14 protein-coding genes are annotated in these 12,911 nt (G+C 39.2%); 9 read left to right on the forward strand and 5 right to left on the reverse strand.

What is annotated here, in order from left to right; all coding sequences use genetic code 11:
* Positions 1 to 148 precede the first annotated feature (148 nt).
* The 5 genes from AO498_RS09255 (at position 149) to AO498_RS09275 (ending at position 5,126) form a co-directional block, all read left to right on the forward strand.
* Positions 149 to 862: an esterase family protein gene (locus tag AO498_RS09255; RefSeq protein ID WP_067546421.1), complete on the forward strand. Its 714-nt coding sequence runs from the start codon at positions 149 to 151 to the stop codon at positions 860 to 862.
* Between the two features lie 113 nt (positions 863 to 975).
* Positions 976 to 1,932 (forward strand): ATP-grasp domain-containing protein, encoded by a 957-nt coding sequence (locus AO498_RS09260; RefSeq protein WP_067546424.1) that lies wholly within the window; start codon positions 976 to 978, stop codon positions 1,930 to 1,932.
* A gap of 10 nt (positions 1,933 to 1,942) precedes the next feature.
* Positions 1,943 to 3,061: a carboxylate-amine ligase gene (locus AO498_RS09265; RefSeq protein ID WP_236778584.1), complete on the forward strand. Its 1,119-nt coding sequence runs from the start codon at positions 1,943 to 1,945 to the stop codon at positions 3,059 to 3,061.
* 42 nt (positions 3,062 to 3,103) lie between these two features.
* Complete coding sequence (locus AO498_RS09270; RefSeq protein ID WP_335339790.1) at positions 3,104 to 3,934, forward strand: type 1 glutamine amidotransferase; 831 nt, start codon at positions 3,104 to 3,106, stop codon at positions 3,932 to 3,934.
* A gap of 1 nt (position 3,935) precedes the next feature.
* Positions 3,936 to 5,126 carry a hypothetical protein gene (locus AO498_RS09275; RefSeq protein WP_067546427.1) on the forward strand — a complete coding sequence of 397 codons (1,191 nt, stop codon included), beginning with the start codon at positions 3,936 to 3,938 and terminating at the stop codon, positions 5,124 to 5,126.
* A gap of 25 nt (positions 5,127 to 5,151) precedes the next feature.
* Here AO498_RS09275 and pyrE read toward each other — a convergent pair whose 3' ends face one another.
* The gene (pyrE, locus tag AO498_RS09280) at positions 5,152 to 5,796 is read right to left on the reverse strand and encodes an orotate phosphoribosyltransferase (protein WP_067546430.1); all 645 of its coding nucleotides are present in this window, start codon (positions 5,794 to 5,796) and stop codon (positions 5,152 to 5,154) included.
* 99 nt (positions 5,797 to 5,895) lie between these two features.
* Here pyrE and AO498_RS09285 point away from each other — a divergent pair, with 99 nt between their 5' ends.
* On the forward strand, positions 5,896 to 6,582 hold the full coding sequence (locus AO498_RS09285; RefSeq protein ID WP_067546433.1) for an NUDIX hydrolase: 687 nt from the start codon (positions 5,896 to 5,898) through the stop codon (positions 6,580 to 6,582).
* Here AO498_RS09285 and coaD read toward each other — a convergent pair.
* Genes coaD through AO498_RS09305 form a run of 4 tightly spaced genes read right to left on the reverse strand, consistent with a single transcriptional unit; the run spans position 6,570 to position 9,004 of the window.
* Complete coding sequence (gene coaD / locus AO498_RS09290; protein ID WP_067546436.1) at positions 6,570 to 7,025, reverse strand: pantetheine-phosphate adenylyltransferase; 456 nt, start codon at positions 7,023 to 7,025, stop codon at positions 6,570 to 6,572. The two genes, AO498_RS09285 and coaD, sit on opposite strands and share 13 nt — an antisense overlap.
* A gap of 3 nt (positions 7,026 to 7,028) precedes the next feature.
* Positions 7,029 to 7,847: a DUF3822 family protein gene (locus AO498_RS09295; protein ID WP_067546439.1), complete on the reverse strand. Its 819-nt coding sequence runs from the start codon at positions 7,845 to 7,847 to the stop codon at positions 7,029 to 7,031.
* A gap of 12 nt (positions 7,848 to 7,859) precedes the next feature.
* Positions 7,860 to 8,444, reverse strand: coding sequence for a hypothetical protein (locus AO498_RS09300; protein WP_067546442.1), 585 nt, complete (start codon positions 8,442 to 8,444; stop codon positions 7,860 to 7,862).
* A gap of 50 nt (positions 8,445 to 8,494) precedes the next feature.
* Complete coding sequence (locus AO498_RS09305; RefSeq protein ID WP_067546445.1) at positions 8,495 to 9,004, reverse strand: NUDIX domain-containing protein; 510 nt, start codon at positions 9,002 to 9,004, stop codon at positions 8,495 to 8,497.
* 16 nt (positions 9,005 to 9,020) lie between these two features.
* Here AO498_RS09305 and AO498_RS09310 point away from each other — a divergent pair, with 16 nt between their 5' ends.
* The 3 genes from AO498_RS09310 to AO498_RS09320 all read left to right on the forward strand — a co-directional run bounded on the left by AO498_RS09310 (position 9,021) and on the right by AO498_RS09320 (position 12,844).
* Positions 9,021 to 10,472, forward strand: coding sequence for an ATP-dependent DNA helicase (locus AO498_RS09310; RefSeq protein WP_067546448.1), 1,452 nt, complete (start codon positions 9,021 to 9,023; stop codon positions 10,470 to 10,472).
* A gap of 129 nt (positions 10,473 to 10,601) precedes the next feature.
* Positions 10,602 to 11,003, forward strand: a complete 402-nt coding sequence (locus AO498_RS09315) for a DUF1573 domain-containing protein (RefSeq protein ID WP_067546451.1) — start codon at positions 10,602 to 10,604, stop codon at positions 11,001 to 11,003.
* A 95-nt stretch (positions 11,004 to 11,098) separates the two neighbouring features.
* A complete protein-coding gene (locus AO498_RS09320) occupies positions 11,099 to 12,844 on the forward strand; it encodes an ABC transporter ATP-binding protein (RefSeq protein ID WP_067546455.1) in 1,746 nt (581 codons plus the stop codon).
* Positions 12,845 to 12,911: the final 67 nt, after the last annotated feature.

Below are 12,911 nucleotides of genomic sequence, written 5' to 3' on the forward strand. Positions count from 1 at the left end.
TTTTCAAGGAAATTTGAGTAGTATTTCATTCCGGTATTTAAAAAAACTTGTGGTTGAAATAAAGATGAGATTCTTGTGAATTGAATTTTTATTTAAGAGGATAATCTCCAACCCATTTTTTCTCCAGATAAAGAAAACTGAAAATTCTATGAAAGAAGAGTATATCAAATGGTATTCACCACATCTCCATCGAGATGTACAAATGTTGGTTTTTGGTCATTCTGGATATCCGGTTGTTCTTTTTCCTACTTCCATGGGGTCTTTTCATGAAAATAAGGACATGGGATTGATTGGATCTGCACAGTGGTTTATCGATGAGGGATTGATTCAGATTTATTGTCCAGAAAGCAATGACAAACAAAGCTTCTACAATAAATCAGTATCTCCTTATGAAAGAATCCAACAGCATATTGCCTACGATAAAATGATCTGCCATGAATTGGTAGAGCGAGTACGATTAAACACACCCCAAGCAAAAGTAGCCCTAGCCGGCTGCAGTTTTGGAGGCTACCATGCTGCAAATTTTGCTTTCAGGCATCCGGGATATGTGAGCCATTTATTCAGTATGAGTGGGGCTTTTGATATTCGAAGTTTTATGGATGGGTTTCAACATGATGATATTTATTACAATAGTCCGTTGGAATATCTTCCTGGTCTTCAAGATGCTGAATTGTGGAAAATGGGAATCGTCTTGGGTACCTCCAACTGGGATATCTGCTTTGATTCCAATCTGAAACTTCACGAAGTTTTAAAACAAAAAAATATTTCACATTGGCTGGATGTACGTCAAGACCGACAGCATGACTGGCCGGTCTGGAGAGAAATGTTTCCTCATTACCTCAGCACGATCAAGTTTGATTAATTCCGGCTGGATATAGCCCTCCTTACCAATACTTTAAATTGATCGATAAATTATTTCGATTCCTGTTTGGGTAAGGTTTTGATTAGAAATTTAAAAATGAAATACCTCGACTAATGAAAAAAATTGGAATTCTTTTTGGCATGGAGGATACTTTTCCTCATGCTTTTGTGGAGCGCGTCAATCAATTAGCGCCAAAAGGTATCGTGGCGGAGCCAGTCAAGATTGATAAAGTAATTCAAAACGAATTGACCGAATATGCGGTGATTATTGACCGGATTTCACAGGATGTGCCTTTTTATAGAGCTTATTTAAAGAATGCTGCCCTCACTGGGACAGCAGTGATCAACAATCCTTTTTGGTGGAGCGCCGATGATAAATTTTTCAATAACTGTCTCGCTGACACCTTAGGAGTGCCGCTTCCAAAAACGGTGATTTTGCCCTCCGCAGAACATCCTGATGACACTACTTCCAAGTCTTTTAGAAATCTCGTAGCTCCTTTAGATTGGGAGGGGATATTTAGTTATGTGGGGTTTCCAGCATATATGAAGCCTTATGCAGGGGGAGGTTGGAAAAATGTCTATCGCTTGGAAAACAAAGAGGAGTTTTTTCAAAAGCATCCGGAAACAGGAAAACTGGTTATGCTCCTACAAGAAGAAATCGTGTTTGATGAATATTTCAGGGTGTATTGCCTAGGAGGAAAAGCTGTCCGAATTATGGAATACGAACCTAGAAATCCACATCACCTGCGCTATGTGGTAGATCGTGCTCCCTCTTCCAAAAAGCTATTATCAACGGTGAAAGATTATACCATCAAGCTTTGTACAGGACTTGGATATGATTTCAATACGGTGGAATTTGCTGTGAGGGATGGAATTCCATATGCCATTGATTTTGGAAATCCTGCACCGGATGCAGATGTCAATTCGGTTGGTCAGGAGAATTTTGAATGGGTGGTAGAAGAAGCTGCAAAAATGGCCATTGCCTATGCCAAGGCTCAAAAACCTGGAAAAATGAATTTGACATGGGGGACTTTTGTAAAAGACTCCGTAGAAATGGCGAAACGATTTTAAGCCCTGAATTATGTCCATTGCATTGAAAAAGCTGCCCAAATTTACCCTAGGTGTAGAGGAGGAATACATGATTTTGGACCCAACTACTCGTGATCTTCGATCCCATATGTCCAAGATCGTAGAAGGAGGGAAGATTCAGCTTCGAGAACAAGTAAAGGCTGAAATGCATCAGTCTGTGGTCGAAGTCGGCACGAATATCTGCCAAAACATTGCAGAGGCAAGGAAAGAAGTTTCTTTCCTCAGAAGAAAGATTGATGAATTAGCACGTGCTCAAGGCCTGGTAGCGGGGGCATCAAGTACCCACCCCTTTGCCAAATGGCAAGATCAGGAAATTACCGATGATCCTAGGTATCACAATATTGTCAATGAACTGAAGGATATAGCGCGATCCAACCTGATTTTTGGGCTTCATGTCCATGTCGGGATTGAGAGTAGGGAGATTGCTCTTCAATTGATGAATCAGGCTTGCTATTTTCTTCCTCATATTTATGCCTTGACAACCAATTCTCCCTTTTGGGAAGGCCGTAACACTGGTTTCAAGGCATTTCGGGCTAAGGTCTTTGCCAAATTTCCACGAACTGGATTACCAGAGTATTTCGACTCTGTTCAGTCCTATGATAATTTTCTTGAAATATTGGTCAAGACGAATTGCATAGACAATCCTAAGAAGATATGGTGGGATTTGCGCATGCACCCATTTTTCTCCACCATCGAATTTAGAATTTGCGACATGTGTCTTACCGTTGATGAGACGATCTGCGTGGTAGCCTTGATTCAAGCTGTGGTAGCTAAATTGTACAAGTTGTTGATGAGTAATACCAGCTTCAACATTTATAGGATTGCGTTGATTCGTGAAAATAAATTCCGTGCAGCTAGGAATGGAATTGAGGGATTGCTGATAGACTTTGGGAAGAAAGTGGAAGTTCCAACCCGTGAATTGATTCTTGAACTTCTTGATTTTGTGGATGATGTTGTCGATGAATTAGGAAGCAGAGAAGAAATCAATTATGTGCATCAAATTCTTGAGCGAGGCACCGGTGCAGATCAACAGCTCGCTGTTTTTGAACAAACAGGTAGTCTAGAATCTGTGGTAGATTTTATTACTTCAAAGTTTACCGAGGGAATTTGATGGATTGAGTACCTTTGCTTCAGACTTAACACCTTATTTGAAGTGGCAAAAAGAAAAGTGAATTTGGCGATTTTGGACATGTATGATGGGGAGCCCAATCAGGGTATGCGCTGTATTCATGATATTTTGTCCAAATTTTCGGACTCGATTTCCTTTCGTGAGTTTGACGTAAGGGGTAAATCGGAGATTCCAGAGATTAGAGATTTTGATCTTTTTATTTCCACCGGAGGTCCTGGTAACCCATTGGAAGGTGATGGAGTTTGGGATTTGAAGTACAATGATTTTTTGGACCAAGTCTGGATATGGAATCAAAATCATAGTCAGAAAAAATACTTGCTTTTGATTTGTCATTCCTTTCAAATGGCATGCAAGCATTTTGGATTAGGAGAAATCACAAAACGTAAATCAACTTCCTTTGGTGTGATGACGGTGCACAAAACACCGGATGGAATGCAGGATGATTTACTTCAGAATTTGGATAATCCCTTTTGGGCAGTTGACTCTCGAGATTTTCAAGTGGTTCAGCCTAATCCTAGAAAGTTCAAGCATCTTGGATCTAAAATAATTGCTTTGGAAAAAATCCGTAATCATGTCGAATATGAGCGGGCAATTATGGCTATCCGGTTTTCAGATGAAATCGTCGGAACTCAATTTCACCCTGAAGCTGATCCGGTTAGTTTCCTTGAACATTTGAAAAAGCCAATGGTGAAGGAAAAAATTATTGAGCTCAAAGGGAAAGCTAAGTTTCGCGAAATGTTGGAAAACTTGGTGGATGAATCAAAGATTTACCGGACTAATGAAACTCTGATCCCGAATTTTTTGCAACAATCGCTCTGGAAAATTAAAGCAGGTCAGGCGCCTTCATTTATTTGATATGATTGAAGAAATAAGAGCAAGATTCAATACCGAATTTTCAGTAGAGAAATACCAAGCATTTTTGAAAGATGTAGGTCGAGATTTTGGTTTTTCGCCGACATTTCGGATTGCTGAAACCCCTTTCTTTATCCCCAAAAAGTTAGAAAAGCAACTGCTTGAAGCTTGTGAACAAGTGTTTGATTTAATCCGACAGCCAAATTTCAAGCAATTAACACAGCGTGCCATTGAATTAAACCCATCAGTACCAAATGAAGATGGTCACACTCAATTTTTGGCGATAGATTTTGGAATTTGTGAACAAAATGGGGACATCGTACCTAAGCTGATAGAAGCCCAAGGTTTCCCATCAATTTTTAATTTTCAATTTAACCTGCACAGAAAGTTTCTAGAATTTTACCCTTTTCTGGAATCATTAAGTCCTTATCCTGAGGGAATGGATGCCAAGTCATATCTTCAAATTCTTCGCGAAGTTGTCTTAGGGGATTATCAGCCTGAGGAGGTTGTTCTGCTTGAAATAGAACCTGAAAAGCAGAATACCAAAATTGATTTCTATTACACAAAGCGTGATTTAGGAATCGAATATGTTTGTATTACCCAAATCCAGAAGGTGGATCGAAAACTTTTCTACCAAAATAGAGAAGGAAAAATGATCCAAATCAAGCGAATTTATAATCGGGTAATCTTTGATGAACTTGAATTGAGGAAGGATTTAAAACTGAATTTCAGCTTCCAAGATGATTTGGAAGTAGAGTGGGCAGGCCATCCCAATTGGTATTCTAGAATTTCAAAATTTATTTTGCCATTCCTAAGTGGGCCTTACTTTATAGAAAGTAAGCTTTTGAGTGAGTTTGATCGCATACCCGAGGATTTGGAGAATTATGTTCTAAAACCTCTCTTTTCTTTTTCAGGCTCTGGAGTGGTTTTCAATGTGACTCAGGAGGATATCGATGCAGTTCAAAATCCAGATTTATATATTCTTCAGAAAAAAGTGAACTATGCACCTGTGATTAAGTCTCCAACCGGAAATGTAAAGGTGGAAGTTCGGCTACTTTGTTTATGGCCTGAAAAAGCTGAGGCTCCACAAGTGGTTGGAAATCTTGTCCGCTTAAGTAGAGGGGATATGATTGGGGTGAAGTTTAATAAAGACAAAGATTGGGTAGGTGGTTCCATTGGACTCTTTGAGAAATAAAAAAAGGCGGTTAACCCGCCTTTTTTTATTGCATCCAAGTGGACGGTGATTTTCGCCATTCCCCAAGTGAATTTAAAGCTTCTGGGGTAATGTAATTTGTTTTTACTGCCTCAGGAAGAAGGGCGTCATAGTGACTCAAACAAATTAGCTTGATTCCTGCCTCTTCAAAGTTTTTTGTAGCTACGTCGAAGCCATAGCTGAAGATTGCCACCATTCCCATTACCTCAAAGCCAGCTTTTTTCAAATCCTCAGCCGCTTTTAAGGAACTTCCTCCAGTCGATACAAGGTCTTCCACGACCACAACTTTTTGTCCTGGAGTCACTTTACCTTCAATCATATTTTCCATACCATGTCCCTTAGGTTTAGATCGAACATAAAGGAAGGGGAGGCTTAATTCATTAGCGATAAGCGCGCCTTGTGGTATGCCTGCGGTGGCTACGCCTGCGATTGCTTCCACTTGAGGGAAAAAATGCTGAACCGATTTGACCAAATTTTCTTTGATCAAATTTCTAACTTCTGGAAAGGAAAGAGAAAGTCGATTATCACAGTAAATAGGGGATTTCCATCCAGATGCCCACGTAAATGGTTTGTCTGGTTGAAGTCGAATAGCTTCAATTTCGAGTAGTTTTTTAGCTACTTCTGCCGCGATGCTTGCATTGAGAATTTCCATGGCTCAAAAATAAGGGAAAACTTCAGGGGTAATTGTGGCAACTGAATTTTTTATGCATTTTTGGCTGACCAGCAAAATTAAAAATATCCTTCCTGCACCATGAGAATTTTCGTGAATGACAAACCTCTTGAGCTAATGAGCTATGAGGAGTTTGATGCCACTAAGTCTTTTGAGCATGTCTATTCTGAAATTGAAGAATTACATACTGATGTCGAATGGGAGGAAGATGTACTTTTTCATGAGCCTAATCAGAATGTGATCATTCGATTACTCTATTTGATGCGTACCAGAAAAATGAGAAATCTGGATTCGGTTACCATTGTTACTAAGGATAAAAGAGCACTTAAGGAGTTTGTTAAAAGTAGATTCTTAATCATCAAAGCGGCTGGTGGTATTGTAAAAAAAGGAGATAAAATTCTCATGATTCACCGTTTGGGGAAGTGGGATTTCCCTAAAGGAAAGCTAGATAAAGGTGAAACACCAGAGGAATGTGCCAAGCGTGAGGTAGAGGAAGAATGTAATGTGAAGGTGAAACTGGGACCTCATTTATACAATACGTGGCATACGTACACTCAAAACCGAAAAAGCATTCTTAAAAAAACCTATTGGTACACCATGGAAGTGGTGAATGATGCAGGAATGAAACCACAAGCTGAAGAGGGAATCGAGGATATCGGTTGGTTTGCGGAAGGAGATGCTAAGACTGCTTTGATTAATTCCTACCCATCAATGAGGTATTTGTTTAAGCAGTTCTTGAAAAATCAGACTTTTCCTCAGATTTCATAAGGGAGAAAATCTTTGACATTTCCTCCGTAGCGGTGAACCTCGCGAATGACAGTGGAACTAATTGCTGCAAATTGTGGAGAGGTGATCAAAAATACAGTTTCCAAATCCTCGTTGAGGTACCGATTCATTTGACTGATTGTGTTTTCATATTCGAAATCTGTCGTATTTCGGAGTCCTCTGATTAAAAAGTTTGCCCCATGTTTTTTTGCCAGGGTTGAAGTAAGTTCATTGTAAACGATGACTTTGACTCTTGGCTCTTCGGTGTAGACGCTTTCGATCTTTTCAACCATCAAGGCAATTTCGAAGTACCTGTTTTTCTTGGTTGAGTTATAACCAATACCAATGATTACCTCGTCAAAAATATCCAAGCTTCTCAAGACAATATCGTGGTGTCCATAAGTAAACGGATCAAATGAACCTGGAAAAATGGCGATTTTTTTCATGGTTTAGGAATATTGCCAATCGGCTTCAAACAATTTTTCTGATTTTAAATGCTTAAAACCATGGGAGTAGTTTTGGTTGGCATGTGGACGGATTATTCTGAAATGATGAAAGTATTCTTTACCCCACGCTTCAGAGATACCACTTGCCTCAGAAGCTCCAAAAACGGTGATTCGAACATGATTTCTATCGTACTTGAGTTGTTCAAGAACAATAAAGGCATATTTAAGTAAATCCTCTTTTGAACTTACCTCAAACATGTTAAATATCGATAAATCCTGGTCGGTAAATGCCGCTAAATAAATATGAGAGTGAAAGTAATCGATCAGAATTTCTTGACCAATCAGGTTAAATCGCTCTTTAAACAAATAAGAAAGAAAGGAGACTGCTCCGTGATAGAATTGGACTTCTGAAAATCTTGCTTCTAGTGTTTTTTTAATTTTTCCTGAAATACAGGAGACGAGTTGAATGTTATTGCTATCCAATGGAGTGCTGAAAAAATGGCTTTTCTCCTCCAATTCTGAAGCATATCCTAAGTAAGTTTTTTCCTCTCCAGGGAGAAATAACACACCAGGAACTAAAGAAAATAAGTCCGAGTGAATATAAACTTTGGCGGGGACATCAATTCGTAATAAATGATCAGCTGTCAATAACTGATCAATCTTGTTGACATCAAAGGATAAATAATGATGAATGGCAAGATTGGATTCGTTCTGATCTTTGCAAAAAATAAAAAGAGAACTCGGATAAATGAAAAGTGATAGACTCGCTGTGTTTTCCACATCAAATCTATCACTCTTGTAAACTTTTAAGTTGTTTTCCAACGTGTGAGATTATTATTTCCAGTTACCTTCAGTCGAAGCGTCAGTTCTGGATCCAACTCTAAGAGCTTTTTCGTTGTTGTTCAATCTTCTTTCTGGATTAACAGGAGCAGGGTCGCGAATTTCAAACACACTTACCATGTAACCACCTGTTTTTTCGATTTTGTTCGCAAAGAACTCGAACTGCTTACCACCTGTTCCTGGTACTACTGGAAGAAGGGCGATATTGAAATCAGGATATTTTCTTGTGTTAAACAATGAATCCATTACAGCAACTGAGCCCAAGGTATCGATAGTTACAGTGATTTCTTCTGCGCCGTATTCCAATAGTTTCGTTGTTTCTTTTCTCTCTACGATCCAGATTTGACCTGTCTCGATAAATGTTTTCAATGAATCCCAAGTGCCAGAATATCTGCCGTTAGAAGCTTGGAATGCCAATTGAGCATCGCGAAGCATTTCAAGCTTTTCGATGGTGGCAGCTTCTAGTAAAGCAATTCTTTTTTCTTCTTCTACTACGTCGTTAACACCTTTCCAAAGGAGGTAGCCTAAAAACGCAGCTATGGCAAAGAAAACTAGTGAGAGAACTTTAGTAAGATTCATTTTGATAGAGATTTAGAAATCTGATTAAGGTTGAAGGTTTTTAAAACGTGCTATTTTATAGAAATATTTCCAAAATTAAAATATCCTTTCCATAAACACAGGTCATTCAGGGATTTTATTCCCCAAAATGCTCGATGCAAATGATTCGGATTCAAATTTTGAAGATCTTTTGAGGTCATCCATTGGATTTCCTGCAATATCTGATTTTCATCGGAAAGCTCGGGGTCTTTTCCCAATCGTGCAAGTCCATCCATCCTTTTTACTTTAAAAAAATGCTCCATGGCATGTAAAGGAGGGTCTAAAAACTCATGAACAAACAAATAATCCTCTACTTCGATTTGAAGAGATGTTTCTTCAAGGAATTCTCTTTTTAAATTTTCGGTTGCCGAAGTTCCAAACTTCATTCCTCCTCCTGGAACAGACCAAAAATCACGATCGGCACTCATTTTATGCCTGACCATTAGTATTCTATCTCCCTCAATAAGGATTCCGTTTACCCGACTTCGGAGGCGATTTCCAAATTTTGATTCAATTTCTTTGTTGAACTGCTCGACTCCCATTTACTTTCGTTATACAATGGGTAAAAATAATCTCAAAGGTCCGAATCGTCTCGAATTACTACTTAAAAATTTCCCTTTCGCTCCGACACAAGGACAGAGGGTGTTTTTTGAGAAACTTCAGGGTTTTTTGGATAAGCCTTCAGAGGAAAAGCCAGTATATATTTTGAGAGGATATGCGGGTACCGGAAAAACTTCCGTGATCTCTGCCTTAGTAAAGACTTTACCCAAAATTGATATGCGTCCACTTTTGCTGGCACCTACTGGCAGAGCTGCAAAAGTGATGAGTAACTACTCTGGAAGGGCAGCATATACGATCCATAAAATCATCTATAAGCCCAAAGAAGATACAGGATCTGGGGGGATGGGATTTATTCTGCAGAAAAATTATTTCAAGGATACCGTATTTGTGGTAGATGAATCCTCAATGCTTGCAGATGATGGGGGAATGTCTGGGAACCTGCTTTGGGATTTGATCACCTATGTTTTTTCTGGTATAGGAAATAGGTTGATTTTGGTAGGTGATTCAGCGCAGTTGCCACCAGTAGGATCGGATTACAGTCCAGCCTTGGATTCAGGATATTTGGCGAGGCATTATCGACTTGAGGCAGATCAGATCGAACTTACGGAGGTGATGCGCCAAAGATTGGAGTCCGGAATTCTTTTTAACGCAACCTTGCTCAGGCAACAGTTGCTTGAGAATTCCCCACAGGTAAGGATTCAGACTTTTGAGTTTCCTGATATTTTTAAAATGACCTCGGAGCGATTGGAAGATGGTTTACGATATGCGTATGATAAATTTGGTACTGAAAATACCACGATTGTCACACGGTCAAATAAAGCAGCAGTTCAATACAATCTTTATATCCGTCGAATGATCCATTTTTTCGAAGATGAAATCAGCACAGGGGATTTATTGATGATTGTAAAGAATAATTACACCTATATGGCTGAATCTGAAAAAGTTAATTTTTTAGCGAATGGAGATATGGCTGAAGTAATGAAAATCAGGTCATTCGAGGAGCTTTATGGGTTTAGATTTGCCACTTTAGAGTTAAGACTTTTAGATTATCCCGAGGAGCCAAATTTCGAAGCAAAGGTGATTTTGGATACTTTATACAGTCCCAGCCCCTCTTTGACAAGAGATGAATATCGTAAGCTTTACCAATTGGTGGCTGAGGATTATGCCGATGTCGCGAATAAAACAGAGCGACAGGAATTGATCCGGAAGGATCCATATCTGAATGCATTACAGGTCAAGTTTGCCTATGCATTAACCTGCCATAAAGCCCAAGGAGGGCAATGGAAATCGGTCTTTGTCGATTTAGGGTATATTCAGGATGATCAGGTGGATCGAGATTTGGTAAGATGGTTGTATACGGCGATTACCCGAGCGACAGAAGAATTGTATTTGGTTAATTTTCCGCAACAGTTTTTTATGAAGGGGCTAAAATCACCTACCTTCGAATGAGTTGAATTTTAAAAGACATTAACATTCGAAAATTCGATTTGGCACATTATTTTCGCTTTGTTGAATTAAATCATGTTTGATTTAGTTTAGAATTTAGTATTGAAATTTTAACCAATAACTATAAAGAGTATGAAAAAAATTGGCTTTCTAATCGGGTTGTTCTCGTTGATTTTAGTTTTTGGCGCACAGGCGCAACAGACAGCTGCTTCAGGTCCAGTGATTTCTTTCAAAGAAAAATCCATTGACTTCGGAGATATCGTTCAGGGTGCTAAAGTGGAGCATACTTTCGTCCTGACTAATACTGGTAATGCTCCTTTAGTAATTTCTAATGTGGCGGCTACTTGTGGATGTACAGTTCCAAATTGGCCGAAAGAACCGGTTGCTCCTGGTAGTTCTGCTGAAATTAAGGTGTCTTTCAATTCTACAGGGAAAATGGGTAAACAAAACTCCATCGTTCGTATTTACTCAAATGCCTCTGAGCCAATTGAAAAAGTGTCATTAATCTCAAATGTACTTCCAAAGACCAACTAACAAGAATTGTGATTAATCCTAGAGCCTGTCAAAACTGACAGGCTTTTTTATTTTAAATTCAAACCTCATTATTCGTCTATACTGTATTTCCAATCATGGCAAGATCTAAGGAAAGACGCGTTACCATGCGTCAGGTATTCACTACCATTATTTGGCCTAGAAAAAATCAATTATTTCTAGGTCTATTTCTCATTATAATCAGTAGGCTTTCCGGGTTAGTCTTGCCTGGAGCAAGCAAATACCTAATTGACGAAGTAATTCCTTCTAATGATCTAACGCTTTTGGGATGGTTGATTTTTGCAGTAGTTGGTGCTATTGTAATACAATCAGTCACTTCTTATTCACTAACTCAGATCTTAAGTGTGGAAGCACAAAACCTGATTGCCAAACTTCGATCACAGGTCCAGCAGCATATCATCAAACTTCCGATTCGATTTTTTGACAATGCAAAAACAGGTGAGCTGGTCTCCCGAATCATGTCAGATGTAGAAGGAGTAAGGAATTTGGTTGGGACTGGATTTGCTCAAATGATCGGAGGAGTATTGACGGCTGTTATTTCATTGATCCTTTTGATTTCCATCAGTCCAATGATGACTTTATATGTACTCCTACCGGTCGCTATTTTTGGATTAGTTTCTTTAAAAGCATTTGGGAAAATCAGGCCGATCTTTAGAGAGCGAGGAAAAATTAATGCACAGGTAACTGGTCGACTTACCGAGACTTTGGGAGGCATCCGAGTGATCAAAGGCTTTAATGCAGAAGCCCAAGAAATTAAAACTTTTGAAAAGGGGGTTGATGAACTTTTTCAAAATGTTAAAGCAAGCTTGACCGCTACCAGTTTTGTGACATCTGCGGGTACATTGCTGTTGGGATTAGCCTCTGCAGGAATCATGGGGATGGGGGGATATATGATCATGAAGGGAGAAATGACCTTCGGTGATTTTTTGGCATTTACCCTCTACTTGGGATTTATGATCGCTCCGATTGTTCAAATGTCAAATATCGGAAGTCAATTGACTGAGGCATTTGCAGGTTTGGATCGAACCGAAGAAATCATGAATACGCCTCTGGAGTCTGATGATAAAAAGCGAACCATTTCTTTACCCGTCATTCAAGGCGATGTCGAATTTTCGGATGTTTCTTTTGCGTATGAATCTGGAAAAGAAGTAGTAAAAGGAATTAATTTTAAAGCTCCGGCTGGTTCTGTGACAGCGTTAGTTGGTACTTCTGGATCTGGAAAAAGCACGATTGCGGGCTTGGTGGCTACATTTTTAAATCCTGATTCCGGTAAAATAATTTTGGATGGATATGATCTCCAAGATATTACACTTGATTCGTTTAGATCTCAATTGGGAGTAGTTCTTCAGGATGATTTTCTGTTTGAGGGGACTGTCCGAGAGAATATACTATTTCCGAGGCCGATGGCAAGTGAGGAAGAATTGCAAAATGCAGTATCAGCAGCCCATGTCAAGGAATTTACGGACCGATTTGAGCAGGGACTTGATACCTTAATTGGGGAGCGAGGGGTCAAGTTGTCTGGAGGCCAAAGACAGCGAATTGCAATTGCCAGGGCAATTTTGGCTAATCCAAGAATATTAATTTTGGATGAAGCTACTTCCAATTTGGATACCGAATCAGAAACTTTGATTCAGGCGAGTTTGAAAGAATTAATGAAAGGAAGGACGACGTTTGTTATTGCTCACAGACTCAGTACTATCCGACAAGCAGACCAGATTTTAGTGATTGAAGGAGGTAAAATTGTAGAGCGAGGAAAACATGAAGAACTCATTTCACTATCAGGCCGATATTTTCAATTGTATACTTATCAGGCGAGAATTTGATTTTCTTTCGATCAAATTCTTGCAGATGTAAAATATAAATTGAAGTTTGAGGAAAGATTTCTGTTGA

This window comes from Algoriphagus sanaruensis (assembly GCF_001593605.1).
Classification (GTDB): domain Bacteria; phylum Bacteroidota; class Bacteroidia; order Cytophagales; family Cyclobacteriaceae; genus Algoriphagus; species Algoriphagus sanaruensis.